15 protein-coding genes are annotated in these 15,679 nt (G+C 74.4%); 4 read left to right on the plus strand and 11 right to left on the minus strand.

The annotated features are described in order from the left end of the window. The first annotated feature begins 51 nt into the window (after positions 1–51). The gene (locus H0H10_RS11260; RefSeq protein ID WP_188180743.1) at positions 52–1,689 is read left to right on the plus strand and encodes a PucR family transcriptional regulator; all 1,638 of its coding nucleotides are present in this window, start codon (positions 52–54) and stop codon (positions 1,687–1,689) included. Here the strand turns inward: H0H10_RS11260 and H0H10_RS11265 are convergent. From H0H10_RS11265 to H0H10_RS11290, 6 genes are all read right to left on the minus strand, one after another. Further along, entirely contained in the window at positions 1,686–2,825 is a 1,140-nt protein-coding gene (locus tag H0H10_RS11265; RefSeq protein ID WP_188180744.1) for a glycosyltransferase family 4 protein, read from the minus strand. The two genes, H0H10_RS11260 and H0H10_RS11265, sit on opposite strands and share 4 nt — an antisense overlap. 185 nt (positions 2,826–3,010) lie before the next feature. Further along, positions 3,011–3,772: a hypothetical protein gene (locus H0H10_RS11270; protein WP_188180745.1), complete on the minus strand. Its 762-nt coding sequence runs from the start codon at positions 3,770–3,772 to the stop codon at positions 3,011–3,013. Between the two features lie 32 nt (positions 3,773–3,804). Beyond that, positions 3,805–5,523 carry a DNA repair protein RecN gene (recN, locus tag H0H10_RS11275; RefSeq protein ID WP_188180763.1) on the minus strand — a complete coding sequence of 573 codons (1,719 nt, stop codon included), beginning with the start codon at positions 5,521–5,523 and terminating at the stop codon, positions 3,805–3,807. 193 nt (positions 5,524–5,716) lie between these two features. Next, positions 5,717–6,622 carry an NAD kinase gene (locus H0H10_RS11280; RefSeq protein ID WP_188180746.1) on the minus strand — a complete coding sequence of 302 codons (906 nt, stop codon included), beginning with the start codon at positions 6,620–6,622 and terminating at the stop codon, positions 5,717–5,719. Next, positions 6,619–7,434, minus strand: a complete 816-nt coding sequence (locus H0H10_RS11285; RefSeq protein ID WP_188180747.1) for a hemolysin — start codon at positions 7,432–7,434, stop codon at positions 6,619–6,621. Before H0H10_RS11285 ends, H0H10_RS11280 begins: the two co-directional genes overlap by 4 nt. Positions 7,435–7,459: 25 nt before the next feature. Further along, positions 7,460–7,726: a hypothetical protein gene (locus tag H0H10_RS11290; protein ID WP_188180748.1), complete on the minus strand. Its 267-nt coding sequence runs from the start codon at positions 7,724–7,726 to the stop codon at positions 7,460–7,462. A gap of 41 nt (positions 7,727–7,767) precedes the next feature. On the opposite strand from H0H10_RS11290, the gene H0H10_RS11295 reads away from it, so the two are divergent. Next, complete coding sequence (locus H0H10_RS11295) at positions 7,768–8,115, plus strand: SCP2 sterol-binding domain-containing protein (RefSeq protein ID WP_188180749.1); 348 nt, start codon at positions 7,768–7,770, stop codon at positions 8,113–8,115. Positions 8,116–8,280: 165 nt separating this feature from the next. Here H0H10_RS11295 and H0H10_RS11300 read toward each other — a convergent pair whose 3' ends face one another. From H0H10_RS11300 to H0H10_RS11315, 4 genes are all read right to left on the minus strand, one after another. Continuing rightward, positions 8,281–9,165, minus strand: coding sequence for an ABC transporter ATP-binding protein (locus H0H10_RS11300; RefSeq protein WP_188180750.1), 885 nt, complete (start codon positions 9,163–9,165; stop codon positions 8,281–8,283). Then, positions 9,162–10,199 carry a FecCD family ABC transporter permease gene (locus H0H10_RS11305; RefSeq protein WP_188180751.1) on the minus strand — a complete coding sequence of 346 codons (1,038 nt, stop codon included), beginning with the start codon at positions 10,197–10,199 and terminating at the stop codon, positions 9,162–9,164. Before H0H10_RS11305 ends, H0H10_RS11300 begins: the two co-directional genes overlap by 4 nt. Continuing rightward, the gene (locus tag H0H10_RS11310) at positions 10,196–11,239 is read right to left on the minus strand and encodes a FecCD family ABC transporter permease (RefSeq protein WP_188180752.1); all 1,044 of its coding nucleotides are present in this window, start codon (positions 11,237–11,239) and stop codon (positions 10,196–10,198) included. The genes H0H10_RS11305 and H0H10_RS11310 overlap by 4 nt, the downstream gene beginning before the upstream one ends. A 96-nt stretch (positions 11,240–11,335) precedes the next feature. Beyond that, positions 11,336–12,367 carry an HAD hydrolase-like protein gene (locus H0H10_RS11315; RefSeq protein ID WP_188180753.1) on the minus strand — a complete coding sequence of 344 codons (1,032 nt, stop codon included), beginning with the start codon at positions 12,365–12,367 and terminating at the stop codon, positions 11,336–11,338. 71 nt (positions 12,368–12,438) lie between these two features. Here H0H10_RS11315 and H0H10_RS11320 point away from each other — a divergent pair, with 71 nt between their 5' ends. Next, positions 12,439–13,731 carry a DUF1015 domain-containing protein gene (locus H0H10_RS11320; RefSeq protein WP_188180754.1) on the plus strand — a complete coding sequence of 431 codons (1,293 nt, stop codon included), beginning with the start codon at positions 12,439–12,441 and terminating at the stop codon, positions 13,729–13,731. A gap of 66 nt (positions 13,732–13,797) precedes the next feature. Here the strand turns inward: H0H10_RS11320 and H0H10_RS39805 are convergent, their stop codons facing one another. After that, a complete protein-coding gene (locus H0H10_RS39805) occupies positions 13,798–14,541 on the minus strand; it encodes a tetratricopeptide repeat protein (protein ID WP_223179734.1) in 744 nt (247 codons plus the stop codon). A 54-nt stretch (positions 14,542–14,595) separates the two neighbouring features. Here H0H10_RS39805 and H0H10_RS39810 point away from each other — a divergent pair, with 54 nt between their 5' ends. Next, positions 14,596–15,498 (plus strand): hypothetical protein, encoded by a 903-nt coding sequence (locus H0H10_RS39810; RefSeq protein WP_223179735.1) that lies wholly within the window; start codon positions 14,596–14,598, stop codon positions 15,496–15,498. The last annotated feature ends 181 nt before the right edge of the window (positions 15,499–15,679 follow it).

Below are 15,679 nucleotides of genomic sequence, written 5' to 3' on the forward strand. Positions count from 1 at the left end.
ACCGACGGCCACCATGACGCCCGGCGCACACCCCGAGGTACCGTCCGCTCCATGGACACCCCCAGCGCCCCCCAGCCCACGGGGATCACCGTGCAGCGCGCCCTCGAGCTCCCCGGCCTCCGCAGCGGCCTGCCCGAGATCCTCGCCGGCGCCGACCGCCTGCACCGCACCGTGCGCTGGGTGCACGCGGGCGAGGTCCCCAACATCGCCTCCCTCCTCAAGGGCGGCGAACTCCTGCTGACCACCGGCTACGGCCTCGGCACCCGGCCCGCCGAGCAGCGCGTGTTCGTCCGCACACTGGCCGAGCGCGGCATTGCGGCCCTCGTCGTGGAACTGGGCCCCCGCTTCGCCCGGCTGCCCGCCGCCCTCGTCGACACCGCCCGCGCGGCCGGGCTGCCGCTGGTCCAGCTGCACCGCGAGGTGCCGTTCGTGACCGTCACCGAGGAGATCCACACCGAGATCGTCAACGGCCACTACGCGCTCCTCCAGCGGGCCGAGGAGGTGCACCGCCGCTGCACCCAGGCCCTGCTGGGCGGCGGCGGGGTCCCGCAGGTGCTGGGGATCCTGGCCGACTTCGGCGACAACCCGGTCTTCCTGGAGACCGCCGACGGACGCCTCCTGTACGCCGCCGGGCCCGGACCCGAGGGCGCCGACCCGCTCCAGGTCTGGGAGGGACTGCGCGGCCCGCACAAGGACGCGCCGCCCCCGGCGGGCTCGGTCCTGGTGGACGTGCCCGGCGGCGGCCCCGGCACCGGCTCGGTACGCGCGCGCCTGGTCATGCTCCCCGTGCGCTCACCGCTGGCGCCGGTGCACCGGATGGCGGCGGAGCGGGCCGCCGGCATCCTCGCCGTGGTGCTGATGCAGGCACGGCAGGAGGAGGAGCTGGCGGCGCGCGGCCGCGGCGACTTCCTCACCGACCTCGCCGAGGGCCGGATCACGGCGGAGGACGCCCCGGCGCAGGCCCGCGTCCTGGGCTTCAAGCCGGGCGCGAGCCCGCTGCTGCCGGTGGTGATGCGGCTGGGTGACAGCCTCTCCCCCGCCGCCGGCGGCGGCTGGGCGGTGCTGGCGCGCGCGGTCGCGGAGGAGCTGGCCGCGGTCGGCGTTCCGGTCCTGCTGGGCGTACGGCCGGTGGAAGGGCGGGTGCCGCTCCTGCTCGGCCTGCGCTCGGAGTCGGAGCGGGCCGCGGTCGCGGACCGGGTCGCGGCGGCGCTGCGGGCGGGGGTGGAACGGGCCGGGATGCAGCGGCCGGGGGCCCAGCCGCCCGTCGTGGTCGTCGGGGTGGCCGGCGGCTGGGCGGCGGCGTCGGCGGGCCTCAGGCACGCCGCGGAGACGGCCACCGCGGCCCAGGGGCTCACCGACCGGCCGTGGTACGACGCCCGGCGCCTGGACATCGACCTGCTGCTGTGGCGGCTGCGCGACCACCCGGACCTGGCGGCGTTCGTCGACCGTGCGATCGGTCCGCTCCGGGACCACGACAACCGGTCCAGGCCGCCACTGCTGCCGACCCTGGAGACGTACCTGGCGCACGCGGGCCGCAAGGCGGAGACGGCACGCGAACTGCACCTCAACCGCCAGACGCTTTACAACCGCCTCGCCCGCATCGGCGAGTTGCTCGGCACGGACCTCGACGACCCGCAGACCGTGCTGGCGTTGAGCCTGGCGCTGCGCGCACGCAGGCACACGGGCTAACCGAGCAGTCCGGGCTGCGTCAACTCGTCGTAAACACAGAGCACTTGGGCGACCGTCTCGTCCTCGGTCGGCCAGGTGGCCGCCTGCCGTACGCCCCTGTCCTTGAGCAGTTCCCGCCGCTCGGGGTCGTCGAGCAGGCGGACGACGGCGTCGGCGAGCGCCTCGGCGTCCCCGTGCGGAACGAGTTCGGCGGCATCGCCCACGAGTTCGGGGATGCCGCCCACATCGCTCGCGACGAGGGGCACGCGCGCGTGGAGGGCCTCCTGGGCGAGGACCGAGCGCGACTCCCGGCGGCTCGGCAGCAGCGCCAGGTCGGCCGCCGCGAGCAGTTCGGTGACGTCGTCGCGGCGCCCGGCGAGCACCACCGGCAGTCCCTCGTCCTCGATCCGCCGCTGGAGTTCGGCGCGCATCGACCCCTCCCCGGCGACGACGACCAGCGGCACGGGGTCGAGGCTGCGCCACACCCGCGCGGCGTCGAGCAGCACGTCGTACCCGCGATGCCGCTCCAGGGAACCGACCGCGATCAGCAACGGGCGTCCGATGGCGCCGAGTTCGGCCCGGGCCTTGGGCCGCAGCCGGTCGGGGTCCTCCGGTGCGACCGGCCGGCGGGGGTGGCCGGGGAGAGCGACGGCGGCCAGCCTGGCGTCCCGCGCGCCCGTCCGCCTCGCCCGGTCGACCAGTTCCGAGGTGGCGCCGAGCACGACGGTGGCCGCCCGCATCACCCTCCGCTCCAGCAGCCGCAGCAGATGGGCGCGCGCCCCGTCGGCATGGACCCGGTCGTGCCAGGTGACGACGAGCGGGGTGCGGCGCCCGCCGAGGGCGAGCGCGGTGCGGAAGGAGGCGTGCAGCCCGTGCGCGTGCACGAGGTCGGCGTCCGCGCAGGCGGCCCGCAGCACGGCCAGCGAGCCGGGGTCGCTGCTGCGCGGCACGTGCACATGATGGGCTCCGGTGCCCGTGAAATCGTAGGTGCGCTCGGCCTCGACGGGGGCGCACACCGTGACCTTCACGCCCCGGGCGACGAGCCCCGCGGCCAGGGAGCGCACGTGCGCGCTGCTGCCCGCGTTGCCGCCGCCGAGCACCTGCACGGTGCGCAGCGACGACTGGCCGTGCGGTGAGTGGGTGCTCACGGGGGTCACGTGGCCGGGGCTCCTGGTTCGGCGTGGGCGGTCACGAAGAACGTAGCGAAGGTCGGGACGGTGGACATACACCGCACGGTTTCCTGCGCGTTACTCCGTCAAGGATGCCAGGACGTACGGGTGTTCCGGGAACGACGGACGCCACGAGCGCGTGACCTCCGGGACAACGAGACGGCGCCAATCACTCACACGAGTGAACGTGCCGACTCGCTCACCTTCTCCCCGTACACCGCCGCGGCCACGAGTGCGGCGGCGTGCGCCACCAGCCCCGTCCTGCCGTTGCCCGCCACCACGGCGACGCCCAGGGCCGCTCCGAGCGCGTGCGCCCCCGTGTCGCCGAGCATCGTGCGCTCGGCGAGGTCGCCGGGCAGCACGGCCGCGGCGGCTCCCATCGCGGTGGCGGCCGCCTCCGCGCCCGGGCCCACCCGCAGCAGACCCGGTGCCCCCAGCGCGAGCACCGTGGCGGCGGCCCGTCCGGGGCGTACGTCGACGAGGTTGACGAAGTGCGCGGCGCCGGCGATCACGACTCCGGCGAGCACCTTGTCCAGGGGCCGTTCCTTGAGCGCGGCGCCGGCCACGAGTCCGGCCGCGGAGATCCCGAGCAGCTTCACGGCCCCGCTGGTCACCTCGCCGCCGCGCAGCGCCGACAGATGCGCCCGGAAGCCCCGCCTCGGATCGCCGGCCCCCACCACGTCGTCGTAGGCCCCGCACGCTCCGGCGGCGAGCACGGCGAGCCCGGCGGCGGGCCGCACCCGCGCGGCGCCCACCGCGGCCGCCACGGCGGAGGCGGGCCCGGCGTGCAGGCCGACGGCCCGCCCGGCGTGGTTCTTCCGCTCCCAGAATTCCGGCCCGCCCGGCGCCTGTGCGCGCAGCGCGGTCAGGCCGGCGCGGGTCAGGGCGGCGGCGAGGGCGAGGGAGGAGCCGGTCCGGCGGGCACTCTTGATCATCCCGTCACCCTACGGGCCCGCCGGCCGCCCCTCTACGCGTCCGCCCGGGCCGTCGCGAGCAGTTCCTCGGCGTGTGCCCGGGCCGTCTCCGAGTCCTCCTGTCCGGCGAGCATCCGGGACAGCTCCCTGATCCGGTCCTCGCCCTCCAGCACCTTGACTCCGGACCGGGTCACCGACCCGTCGTTCGTCTTCTCCACCAGCAGCTGCCGGTCGGCGAAGGCGGCCACCTGCGGCAGGTGGGTGACGACGACGACCTGCGCGGTCTTCGCGAGCCGCGCCAGGCGCCGCCCGATCTCCACCGCCGCCTTGCCGCCCACACCGGCGTCGACCTCGTCGAAGAGGTACGTCGGCACCGGGTCCGTGCCCGCGAACACGACCTCCACGGCCAGCATCACGCGCGACAGCTCACCACCGGAGGCACCCTTGGCGATGGGCCGCGGCGGCGCGCCCGGATGCGGGGCGAGCAGCAGCTCGACCTCGTCGGCGCCCGACGGCCCGTACGCGACCGTCCGCCCGCCGACCTCCACGCCCTCGGGATCCTCGGTCTGCCGGATCGCGAACGACACGCGCGCGTGAGGCATGGCGAGCGAGGCCAGCTCGGCGGTCACCGCGGCGGCGAACCGCTCGGCGGCCTCCGTCCGCGCGTCCGTGAGCGCCTGCGCCAGTCCGCCCAGCTCCGTCCTGAGCGCGTCCCGCTCGGCGGTCAGCTCGGCGATCCGCTCGTCGTCGCCCTCCAGCTCGGTCAGCCGGGCGGCGCTCTGTTCGGCCCAGGCCAGCACGGCGGCGACGTCCTCGCCGTACTTGCGGGTCAGCCCCGTGATCGCGGCCCGCCGCTCCTCGACCGCCGCCAGCCGCAGCGGGTCGGCGTCCAGGTCGTCGGCGTATCCCGCGAGCTCGCCGGCCACGTCGCGCAGCAGGATCCCGACCTCGCCGATCCGGTCGGCCAGGCCCGCCAGCGCCGGATCGTGCGACCGTACGGCGTCCAGGGCGCGCTGGGCGCCGGCGACGAGCGTCGCCGCGTCCACGCCCTCGGGGTCCTCCGGGTCGCCCGCCAGCGCGGCGTGCGCGGCCGTGGCGGCGGACGCCAGCGCCTCGGCGTGGCCCAGCCGCTCCGCCTCCTCGGCCAGCTCCACGTCCTCGCCGGCGCGCGGCTCGACCGCCGCGATCTCGTCGAGGCCGTAGCGGAGCATGTCGGCCTCCTGCGCGCGTTCCCGCGCGCGCGTGGTGATCTCCTCCAGCTCCGTGGCGACGGCCCGCAGCCGCCGGTAGGCCCCGGCGTACTTGGCGAGCGGCACGGCGACCGCGTCGCCCGCGTACCGGTCGAGCGCCTGCCGCTGCCGGGTCAGCTTGAGCAGCCCCTGCTGGTCGGTCTGCCCGTGCACGGCCACCAGCTCGTCGGCCAGCTCGGCGAGCATCCCCACGGGCACGGACCGCCCGCCCAGATGCGCCCGCGACCTGCCCTCGGCGGACACGGTACGGCTGATCAGCAGGGCCCCGTCGTCGAGCTCGGCCCCGGCCTCCTCGGCCCGTACGACGGCCGCGGCGTCCGCGGGCACGGAGATCCGCCCCTCGACGACCGCGTTCTTGGCACCGATCCGCACCAGCGCCGGGTCCGCGCGCCCGCCGAGCAGCAGTCCCAGGCTGGTGACCACCATGGTCTTGCCCGCGCCCGTCTCACCGGTGACGGCGGTGAACCCGGGCGACAGCTCCACGACGGCGTCGTCGATGACTCCGAGCGACCGTATCCGCATCTCCTCCAACACGGACACGACCTTACGAGGTCCGGGCCGGGGAGTGCGACCGGCCCGCCCTTGTCACCCGGCCGAGTGGAAGCGCACCGTCAGGGGCGCGGGGCCGTGTCGATATGCGGCACCGCCACGTGGGCGCGACCAGCCACAGCACACCCGCACCCGCCGGCGCCGAGGAACCACCCCTTCGATACCGCTAGTGCGGCGCTCCCCGCCACCCCGAGACCGGCAACGCGAACTTGGCCACCAGCCGATCCGTGAAAGAAGCATGGTGCAGCCGGGCCAGCCGCACCGGCACGGCCCCCCGCCGCACCTCCACCCGCGCCCCCGGCGGCAGCTCGACGGTCCGCCGCCCGTCGCACCACAGCACACCCGGCGGCACATGAGGCAGCACCTCCACCGCGAGCACGGAATCCGGCGAGGTCACCAACGGCTTCGCGAAGAGCGCGTGCGCCGAGATCGGCACCATCAGCAGTGCCTCGACCTCCGGCCACACCACCGGTCCCCCGGCGGAGAAGGCGTACGCCGTCGACCCGGTCGGCGTCGACAGCACGATCCCGTCGCATCCGAACCCGGTCACCGGCCGCCCGTCGATGGCCAGCACGACCTCCAGCATCCGCTCGGCGGACACCTTCTGCACCGCCGCCTCGTTCAGCGCCCAGTCGGTGTGCACGATGTCGCCGTTGCGGTGCACGGTGACGTCGATGGTCATCCGTTCCTCGACCTCGTACGCCCGGCTCACCACCCGGTCGACGACCTTGTCGAGGTCGTCCCGCTCGGCCTCCGCGAGGAAACCGACCCTGCCCAGGTTGACGCCGAGCATCGGCACTCCGGAGGCCCGGGCGAACTCCGCGCCCCGCAGCAGCGTCCCGTCGCCGCCCAGCACGATCAGCAGCTCGCACCCGTCGAGGCACTGCGGAGTGGCCTCGCCCACCAGCTCCACCTCGTCCGGCAACGGCAGGTCCCGTGCCTCGGCCGCCAGGACGCGGACGCCGAGCCCGGCGCGCAGCAGCCCCTTGACCACGAGCTCGGCGCTGCGCACGGCCGCCGGGCGCCCGGTGTGGGCGAGCAGGAAAACAGTACGAGCTCGGTTCTGTGTCAACGCGGCCCCTCCGCCACTGCACGGTCAACGTCCGCCGGGTCCAGTTCGCCGGCCCCGGCCCGCAGCCACAGAAAGTACTCCACGTTGCCGGAGGGACCGGGCAGCGGACTGGCGGTGACCCCCTTCACGCCGAGCCCGAGCTCCCATGCCCTGCGGGCGACGCCCCGCACGGCCTCGGCCCGCAGCTGCGCACTGCGTACCACTCCCCCGCTGCCCAGCCGCTCCTTGCCCACCTCGAACTGCGGCTTCACCATCATCACCAGGTCGGCGTCCGGCCGCGTGCACCGCACCAGGGCGGGCAGCACCAGTCCGAGCGGGATGAAGGACAGATCCCCCACGACCAGGTCCACGGGCTCCCCATCGATCGCTTCGAGCGTCAACTCGCGTACGTTCGTACGGTCCTTGACGGTGACGCGTTCATCCTGCTGCAGGGACCAGGCGAGTTGTCCGTATCCGACGTCCACCGCGACGACGTGCGCGGCGCCCGCCCGCAGCAGTACGTCGGTGAACCCCCCGGTGGAGGCACCGGCGTCCAGCGCCCGGCGTCCCTCGACGACCAGGCCCTGCGGTACGAACGCCGCCAGGGCGCCGGCCAGCTTGTGGCCGCCGCGCGAGACGTAGTCGGGGTCGCTGTCGTCCTGGCTGACGACGATGGCCGCGGCGGTCTCCACCTGCGTGGCGGGCTTGGTCGCGACGGTCTTGCCGACGGTGACCCGCCCGGCGGCGATCAGCTGGCTGGCGTGCTCGCGTGAGCGCGCGAGCTTCCGGCGGACCAGCTCCGCGTCGAGACGGCGGCGTGCGACTCCTGCCACGTTCGGTTCAGCTCCCTTGTGCTTCTCAGGCGGGGGGCGCCGGAGGTCCCGGGCGGGCGTCGAGCGCGGTGAGCGCGTCGCGCAGCCCCCTGTGTACATCCTCGTACACCTCGACGTGCCCGTCCGTGGCCAGGTGGTCGGCGTCGGCCAGCCGGGCCAGCCGGGCGTCCACCTCGGCGTTGCCGGTGGGGGTGCGGGGCACGTGCAGCGGGGCGGGGGCGGCGGGATCGTGCGCCGGCTGCGCCTCCGCCCCGGCCTCCCGCGCCACGGGCTGCGGAACTGCGTCGCTCATGCCCCGACGCTACCCGAACCGCTGCGATACGGTCGGTCGCGATGGCGACGACTGAGGAGTGCCGCGCCGCACTCGAGAAGCTCTCGGACAACATGCAGGACGCCGAAGGCGACGTCCGGGCGGCCGCCGAACTGAACCGTTCGGTGAGCTGCCACATCACCGACCTGGACGTCACCTTCGCCGGACGCATGGCGGACGGCCGTATCGACGTGCGCGAGACCCTTGACGGGCCCCCGCGCGAGAAGGCCGAGATCCGGCTGGCCATGACCGGCGACGACCTGGTGGCCCTGGTCGACGGCGAGCTGAACTTCGCCAGGGCCTGGGGCTCGGGCCGGGTGCGGCTGGAGGCCGGCCTGCGCGACCTGTTCCGGCTCAGAAAGCTGCTGTAGCGTCCGGCCCCGGAGAGCCGCTGCGCCGTCCGGCGCGTACGGCTGCCGCACGCCCGCCCCGAACCACCGCCGCGCAGGCGTCCGGCCCCGGGAGAGCGCGCCGTGGCCTCCGGCCCGGACGGCTGCCGTACGGCCGGTCCGGACCACCGGCGTCCGGCGTCCGGCTCAGGAGGCTTCCGCGGCCACCTTCTCGGGCTCGGCGGCGCCGCGCCCGCGGGCCTTGCGCGCGGCAGGCACCACCAGCGGCGTACCCGTCTCCGGGTCGTCGATCACCTGGCAGCGCAGCCCGAAGACCTCCTCGACCAGCTCGGACGTGACGATGTCGTTCGGCGCGCCCTCGGCGATGACCTCCCCGCCGCGCAGGGCGATGAGGTGGGTGGCGTACCGGGCGGCGTGGTTGAGGTCGTGCAGGACGGCCACGAGGGTGCGGCCCTGCTCCTCGTGCAGCTCGGCGCACAGGTCGAGGACGTCGATCTGGTGCTGGATGTCCAGGTACGTCGTCGGCTCGTCGAGGAGCAGCAGCGGGGTCTGCTGGGCGAGCGCCATGGCGATCCACACGCGCTGCCGCTGACCGCCGGAGAGCTCGTCGACGTAGCGGTCGGCGAGTTCGGCGACGCCCGTCTGGGCCATCGACTCCTGGACGACCCGCTCGTCCTCGGTCGACCACTGGCGCAGCAGGCCCTGGTGCGGGTAGCGGCCGCGGCCGACCAGGTCGGCGACGGTGATGCCGTCGGGAGCGATCGACGACTGCGGCAGCAGGCCGAGGGTCCGGGCGACCTGCTTGGCGGGCATCGACTGGATGACCTCGCCGTCGAGGAGCACCCGGCCCTGGCTGGGCTTGAGCATCCGCGACAGGGCCCGCAGCAGGGTGGACTTGCCGCACGCGTTCGGGCCGACGATCACGGTGAAGGAGTTGTCGGGTATCTCCACCGACAGCTTCTCCGCGATGACGCGCTGGTCGTAGGCGAGGGTGACGTTCTCGGCGGACAGGCGGTTCACGATGCTCCTTTGGTTGTTCAGCCCGCTGCGGGTGCCGGCGCCGGCGCTCATATCCGGCCCGCCTTGCGCTCGGTGACGAGGAGCCACAGCAGGTAGACGCCGCCGAGGACACCGGTGACCACGCCCACGGGCAGCTGGTCGGCGCCGAAGGCCCGCTGGGAGATCCAGTCCGCGGTGACCAGGAGGGCGGCGCCCATGCACAGGGACGGCAGCAGGTTGGGTCCGGGCGAGCGGGTCAGGCGGCGGGCGAGCTGCGGCGCGGTGAGCGCGACGAAGCTGACCGGTCCCGCCGCGGCGGTGGCGGCGGCGGTGAGCAGCACGGCGGCCACCAGCAGCAGCATCCGTACCCGCTCGACGCGCACTCCGAGGGCGTAGGAGATGTCGTCGCCCATCTCCATCATCCGCAGCCCCCGGCCGTTGGCGAGGACGAGCGGCACCAGCACGGCGCACAGCGCGAGCAGCGGCCAGACCTGGTTCCAGTCACGCCCGTCGAGGGATCCGGTCATCCACACGACCGCGCGGGCGGCGTCGACGATGTCGGCCCGGGTGAGCAGATAGCCGTTGATCGCCGTGACGATCGCGGACATGCCGATGCCGACCAGAACCAGTCGGTAGCCGTGCACGCCCTGCTTCCAGGCGAGCAGGTAGATGCCGAGTCCGGTCACCAGGCCGCCCATCAGCGCCCCGAGGGTCACCTGCGTCGCGCCCCCGGAGAACAGCACGATCATCGTGAGCGCACCGGCCGTCGCGCCCTGCCCGAGACCCAGCACGTCCGGACTGCCCAGCGGATTGCGGGAGATGGCCTGGAACAGCGCACCGCCCAGTCCGAGCGAGGCGCCGACCAGGAGCCCCACCAGGACCCGCGGCAGCCGCAGTTCGTTGACGATGAACTCCTGGCTGGCGTTGCCCTCGCCGAACAGGGTCCTGAGCACATCGGCGGCCGGGATCTCGAAGTCGCCGGTGCCGATCAGCACGACGCTCGCGGCGAGCGCGGCGACCAGCAGCAGAACGACCACGACGAGGGTCCGCACGTCGAGGCGGACCGAGAGCCCTCCCGGGCTCCGCACAGCACGGTTGGTCTTCACAGCTGAGCCGTCCTCCGCCGTCGTACGAGGTAGATGAAGACCGGGCCGCCCAGGACCGCGGTGACGATGCCGACCTGGAGCTCCGCGGGCCGGGCGACGATCCTGCCGAGGACGTCCGCGCCGAGCAGCAGCACGGGCGACAGGATCGCCGCGTACGGCAGGATCCAGCGCAGGTCGGGCCCGGTGAAGGAGCGCACGACGTGCGGGACCATCAGGCCCACGAACACGATGGGGCCGCAGGCGGCGGTCGCGGCCCCGCACAGCACGGTCGCGGCGAGCATGGACAGCGCGCGCGTGCGGTTCAGGTTGGCGCCGAGCGCCTTGGCCGTGTCGTCGCCCATCTCCATGGCGTTGAGCGGCCGGGCGAGCGCCAGGGCGAGGACCGAGCCCACCACGAAGAACGGCAGCACCTCCCAGATGATCTCGTCGGTCGCCGAGGACAGCGAACCGACCGTCCAGAAGCGCATCCTGCCCAGCGCCGCGTCATCCATGATCATCACGGCCTGGAGGTAGCCGAAGAGCGCGGCGCTGATCGCCGTGCCGGCCAGCGCCAGCCGCACCGGCGTGGCGCCCCGGCTGCCGCCCAGGAACCACACCAGCGCACCGACCGCCGCCGCACCGAGGAAGGCGAACCACACATAGCCGGTCAGGGAAGTGACGCCGAGGAAGGTGATGGCCGTGACGACCGCCGCGGAGGCCCCGGCGTTGATGCCGAGCAGGCCGGGGTCGGCCAGCGGGTTCCGGGTGAGCGCCTGCAGCACGGCCCCGGACAGTCCGAGCGCGGCACCGGCGAGCAGACCGAGCACCGTCCTCGACAGGCGCTCGCCGACGACGACGTCGCCGAAGGTGCCCGAGTCGTGGAACAGACCGTGCCAGACCTGGTCCAGGGCCAGGTCCTTCGCACCGATCGCGATGCTCGCCAACGCGACGACCACCAGGACCGCCACGGAGACGAGCAACCCAACGGCACGTATCGCCCGGCGTTTCGGGGGCGCGGGGGCGGTCTCCGCGCGCTGTTCGGGGGGACTGTCGACCAACACGCAGTTAGGTTAGCCTACCCTGCCAACCGATCACGATCCCCAGGACGCGGCCCGGCAGGCCGGCCCCGCGGCGGGCTCCTTCCCCGCGACGGTGCCTCACAACCCCAGTCGCGCCAGCGTCTTCCCCGGGTCCAGCTCGCACCTGCCCTCCCCGGCCGCCGTCCAGGCCGCCGCGCACAGCGCCCGCAGCCCGTCCAGGGCCTCGCCGTCGCCCTCCAACTCCAGCCGCTCACGGCCGGCCGTCGCCGTCCAGCCACCGCAGCGGAACCCACCGTCCTCGTCCCCGGTGACCTCGGCCTGCCCGGCGAGCAGCCCGCGCAGATCGGCGTCGACGTACGTCGGCCGGTGCTGCGGCGGCGCGGCCAGCAACTGCGCCGCGTCGGTGACACCGGTCAGGACGAGCAGCGAGTCGACCTCCCCGTTGAACGCGCCCTCGATGTCCGTGTCCAGCCGGTCCCCCACCACCAGGGGCCGCCGGGCCCCGGTCCGCAGGATCGTCTCCCGGTGCATCGGAGGCAGCGGCTTCCCCGCGACCTGCGGCTCCGCCCCGGTGGCCGTCCGCACGACCTGCACCGCCGCGCCGTTGCCCGGAGCGATCCCGCGCGCGCTCGGGATCGTCAGGTCGGTGTTGGAGGCGTACCACGGCACGCCGCGCGCGATGGCGTAGCACGCCTCCGCGAACCGGCCCCACGGCAGCTCGGGCCCGCCGTACCCCTGCGCCACCGCCGCCGGATCGTCGTCCGCCGACTCCACCGGTTCCAGGCCGCGCTCGCGCAGCGCCACCCGCAGCCCCTCACCGCCGACCACCAGGACCCGGGCGCCCGCCGGCACCTGCTCGGCGATCAGCCGGGCCACCGCCTGCGCCGACGTGATGACGTCGTCCGCAACCGTCGGTATGCCCAGCTCGGTCAGGTGCGCCGCCACCGCGTCGGGCGTACGGAGCGCGTTGTTCGTGACGTACGCGAGCCGCATGCCGCCCGCGCGGGCCGTGGCCAGCGACTCGACCGCGTGGACGATCGCGTTCCCCCCGGCGTAGACCACGCCGTCCAGATCGAGCAGCGCCGTGTCGTACGCCTCGCTCAGTCCCCGCCCACTGCCCTCGGGCCTCGTCCTGACGCTCCGGCTCATTGCACATCGCTCCTCGTTCGACGCCTTTCCCCGATCATCCCCCATGCCACTGACACACGTACGATGCCGGGATGGACACTGCAGGTCACCCGGAAGCAACGGCGCGCCGGGGCCTGGAACTCACCCCGTTCCGAGGCCTCCGATACGACCCCCACCGGGTCGGCAGCCTTGCCGCCGTGACATCCCCGCCGTACGACGTCGTCGTCCGCCCCGACGGCCTGCTCCACCTCGAATCCGCCGACCCGTACAACATCGTCCGCCTGATCCTCCCCCAGGCCGCCACGCCGGAGGCCCGCAACGAGCAGGCCGCCCGCACGCTGCGGCGCTGGCTGTCCGAGGGCGTCCTGACCGCCGACCCCGAACCCTGCCTGTACGTCTACGAGCAGAGCGACGGCGACGGCCTGCTGCAACGCGGCATCATCGGCGCCCTGCGCGTGTCGGACCCCGCCGACCGGGTCGTCCTGCCGCACGAGGACGTCATGCCGCACGTCGTCGCCGACCGTGCCGCCCTCATGCGGGCCACCTCGGCGAACCTCGAACCCCTGCTGCTGACCTACCGCGGCAACGGCGACACGGCCGCCACGACCACCGTCGTGGAACGCGCCGCCGGCCTGCCACCGCTGCTGTCGACGACCACGGAGGACGGCTTCCGCCACCGCCTGTGGTCGGTCACCGATCCCGGCGACATGGCCGCCGTCCGGTCCGAACTGGAACAGCACCAGGCGCTCATCGCCGACGGCCACCACCGCTGGGCCACGTACCGCACGCTACGCGCCGAACACCCCTCCCCCAGCCCCTGGGACTACGGCCTCGTCCTCCTGGTCGACACGGCCCGCTACCCGCTCCGCGTCCGCGCCATCCACCGCCTCCTGCACGGCCTGCCGGTGAGCGACGCTCTGACCGCCCTGGAGGGCCGCTTCCGCGTCCGCCGCCTCGGGGCGCCCTTGGCCGAGGCCATGGACGCCCTCGCGGCCGCGGCCGGGGAGGGCAACGCCTTCCTGCTCGCCGGCGACGGCGCCTTCCACCTCGTCGACCGGCCGGACCCGGCACTACTGGCCCGCACGGTCCCCACCGACCGCCCGCAGGCGTGGCGCACGCTCGACGCGACGGTCCTGCACGCCACGCTCCTGGCCCACGTCTGGCGCGTTCCCGACGACTCCGCCGCGCACATCTCCTACATCCACGACACCGCCGCCACGGTCGAGAAGGCGGAACGCGACGGCGGCACGGCCGTCCTGTTGCACCCGGTCCGCGAGGACGTCGTCCGCGACCTGGCCCGGCAGGGCGTCACGATGCCCCGCAAGTCGACGTCGTTCGGACCGAAGCCGGCGTCGGGTCTGGTGCTGCGCGCACTGGACCTGTGAGGCGGTACGAGAACATGACGAAGGGGCGGGACCGCGCGGTCCCGCCCCTTCGTCATGCCGTCGGCGTCAGTCCCGGCCGCCGTCCTCGGCGGAGGGGTTCACCTCGCCGTTCTCGCCGTCGCCCTCGCTCTCGTCGAGGGCGTCCGTGAACTCCACACCGTCCAGCTCGGCGAGCCGGTCGGAGGCGTCGGTGCTGCCGTCCCGGTCGGACTCCACAGCCTTCGCGAACCACTCCCGCGCCTCCCGCTCCCGCCCGGCGGCCAGCAGCGCGTCCGCATAGGCGTACCGCAGCCGGGCGGTCCAGGGCTGTACGGAGTTGGAGGCCAGCTCGGGGCTCTGCAGGGTCACGATGGCCGCGTCCAGCTGCCCCATGTCACGCCGGGCGCCGGCCGCCACCAGCCGCATCTCGACCTGCCCGGCCTTGTCCAGCTTCTGCACCTCGGGGGCCCCGGCCATGTCCAGCGCCTTCTCCGGACGCCCGAGCCCGCGCTCGCAGTCGGCCATGACGGGCCACAGGTCCACGGTGCCGGTCATCCGCCGGGCCGCCCGGAACTCCGCGAGGGCCTCGCCGTACTTCTGGTTGGCGTACGCGGCGAACCCGCCGGCCTCGCGCACGGCGGCGACGCGCGACGCCAGCCGCAGCGCCACCTTGGAGTAGCCGTACGCCGCCTCGGGGTCCTCGTCGAGGAGCCGGGCGACCATCACCAGGTTCCTGGCGACGTCGTCCGCGAGCGTCTTCGGCAGGCTCTGCAGCTCCTGCCGTACGTCCTTGTCGATCTCTTCGCCGGTGACGTCCTCGGGGATCGGCAGCCGCTTGATCGGCTCGCGATCCCGGTCCCGCTCCTCGCGGAAGCGGCCGCCACCATGCCGGTCGTCACGCCCGCGGAACCCGCCGGGACGCCCGCCGCGGTCGTCGCGCCGGGGGCCACGCCCCCCGCGGTCGTCACGCCCACGGAAGCCACCGCGGTCGCCACGGTCGTCACGGCGGTCGTCGCGGCGGCCGTAGCCGCCGCGCTCGTCGGTGCGGCGGTCGTCACGCCGGGGGTAGCCGCCCCGCTCGACGCGCTCACCGCGGCTGTCGTCACGGCGGAACCCGCCGCGGTCACCGCGGTCACCGCGGTCGTCACGGCGGAAGGAGGGACGGTCGCCCCGGTCGTCACGCCGGAACCCACGGTCGCGATCGTCACGACGCGGTCCACGGTCACGGTCGTCACGCCGCCCGTACCCGCGGTCACCGTCACGCCGGTCGTCACGGCGGTCGTCACGCCTGTCATCGCGGCGGTCGTCACGGCGGTCGTCACGCCTGTCATCGCGGCGGAACCCACCGCGCTGCCCGCGCTCGTCGCCCCGGCGGTCGTCACGCCGGGGGTAGCCGCCCCGCTCGCCGCGCTCGCCGCGGTCGTCACGGCGGAAGGAAGGACGGTCACCCCGGTCGCCGCGGTCGTCACGGCGGAAGGAAGGACGGTCACCCCGGTCGCCGCGGTCGTCACGGCGGAAGGAAGGACGGTCTCCACGGTCGTCACGGCGCGGCCCTCGGTCACGGTCGTCACGCCGCCCGTATCCGCCCCCGCGGTTGTCGTCGCGGCGGAAGCCGCCACGGTCACCACCACGATCGCCGTCACGACGGCCGTAGCCGCCACGGTCGTTGTCGCGACGGAAGCCGCCGCGGTCCCCGCGGCGACCGCTCCGGTCACCCCGGTCACCACTGTCCCGTCGCCGCTGGTCGCGCTCCGGTCGGTCGTCGGGAGAGTTGGTGGACATCGGTGACTCCTGTCTTCGGTACCGCAAGTCAATTCTTGCGCAGCCGGCTGCCCGGTGCGCTTCGGAAAAACACAAAGGACCCCTGGTCCCAGCTGAACGCTGGTGACCAGGGGTCCTTCCAAAGATTGTTCGGCGGCGTCCTACTCTCCCACAGGGTCCCCCCTGCAGTACCATCGGCGCTGTAAGG

Source organism: Streptomyces griseicoloratus, assembly GCF_014534645.1.
Taxonomy (GTDB): Bacteria; Actinomycetota; Actinomycetes; order Streptomycetales; family Streptomycetaceae; genus Streptomyces; species Streptomyces griseicoloratus.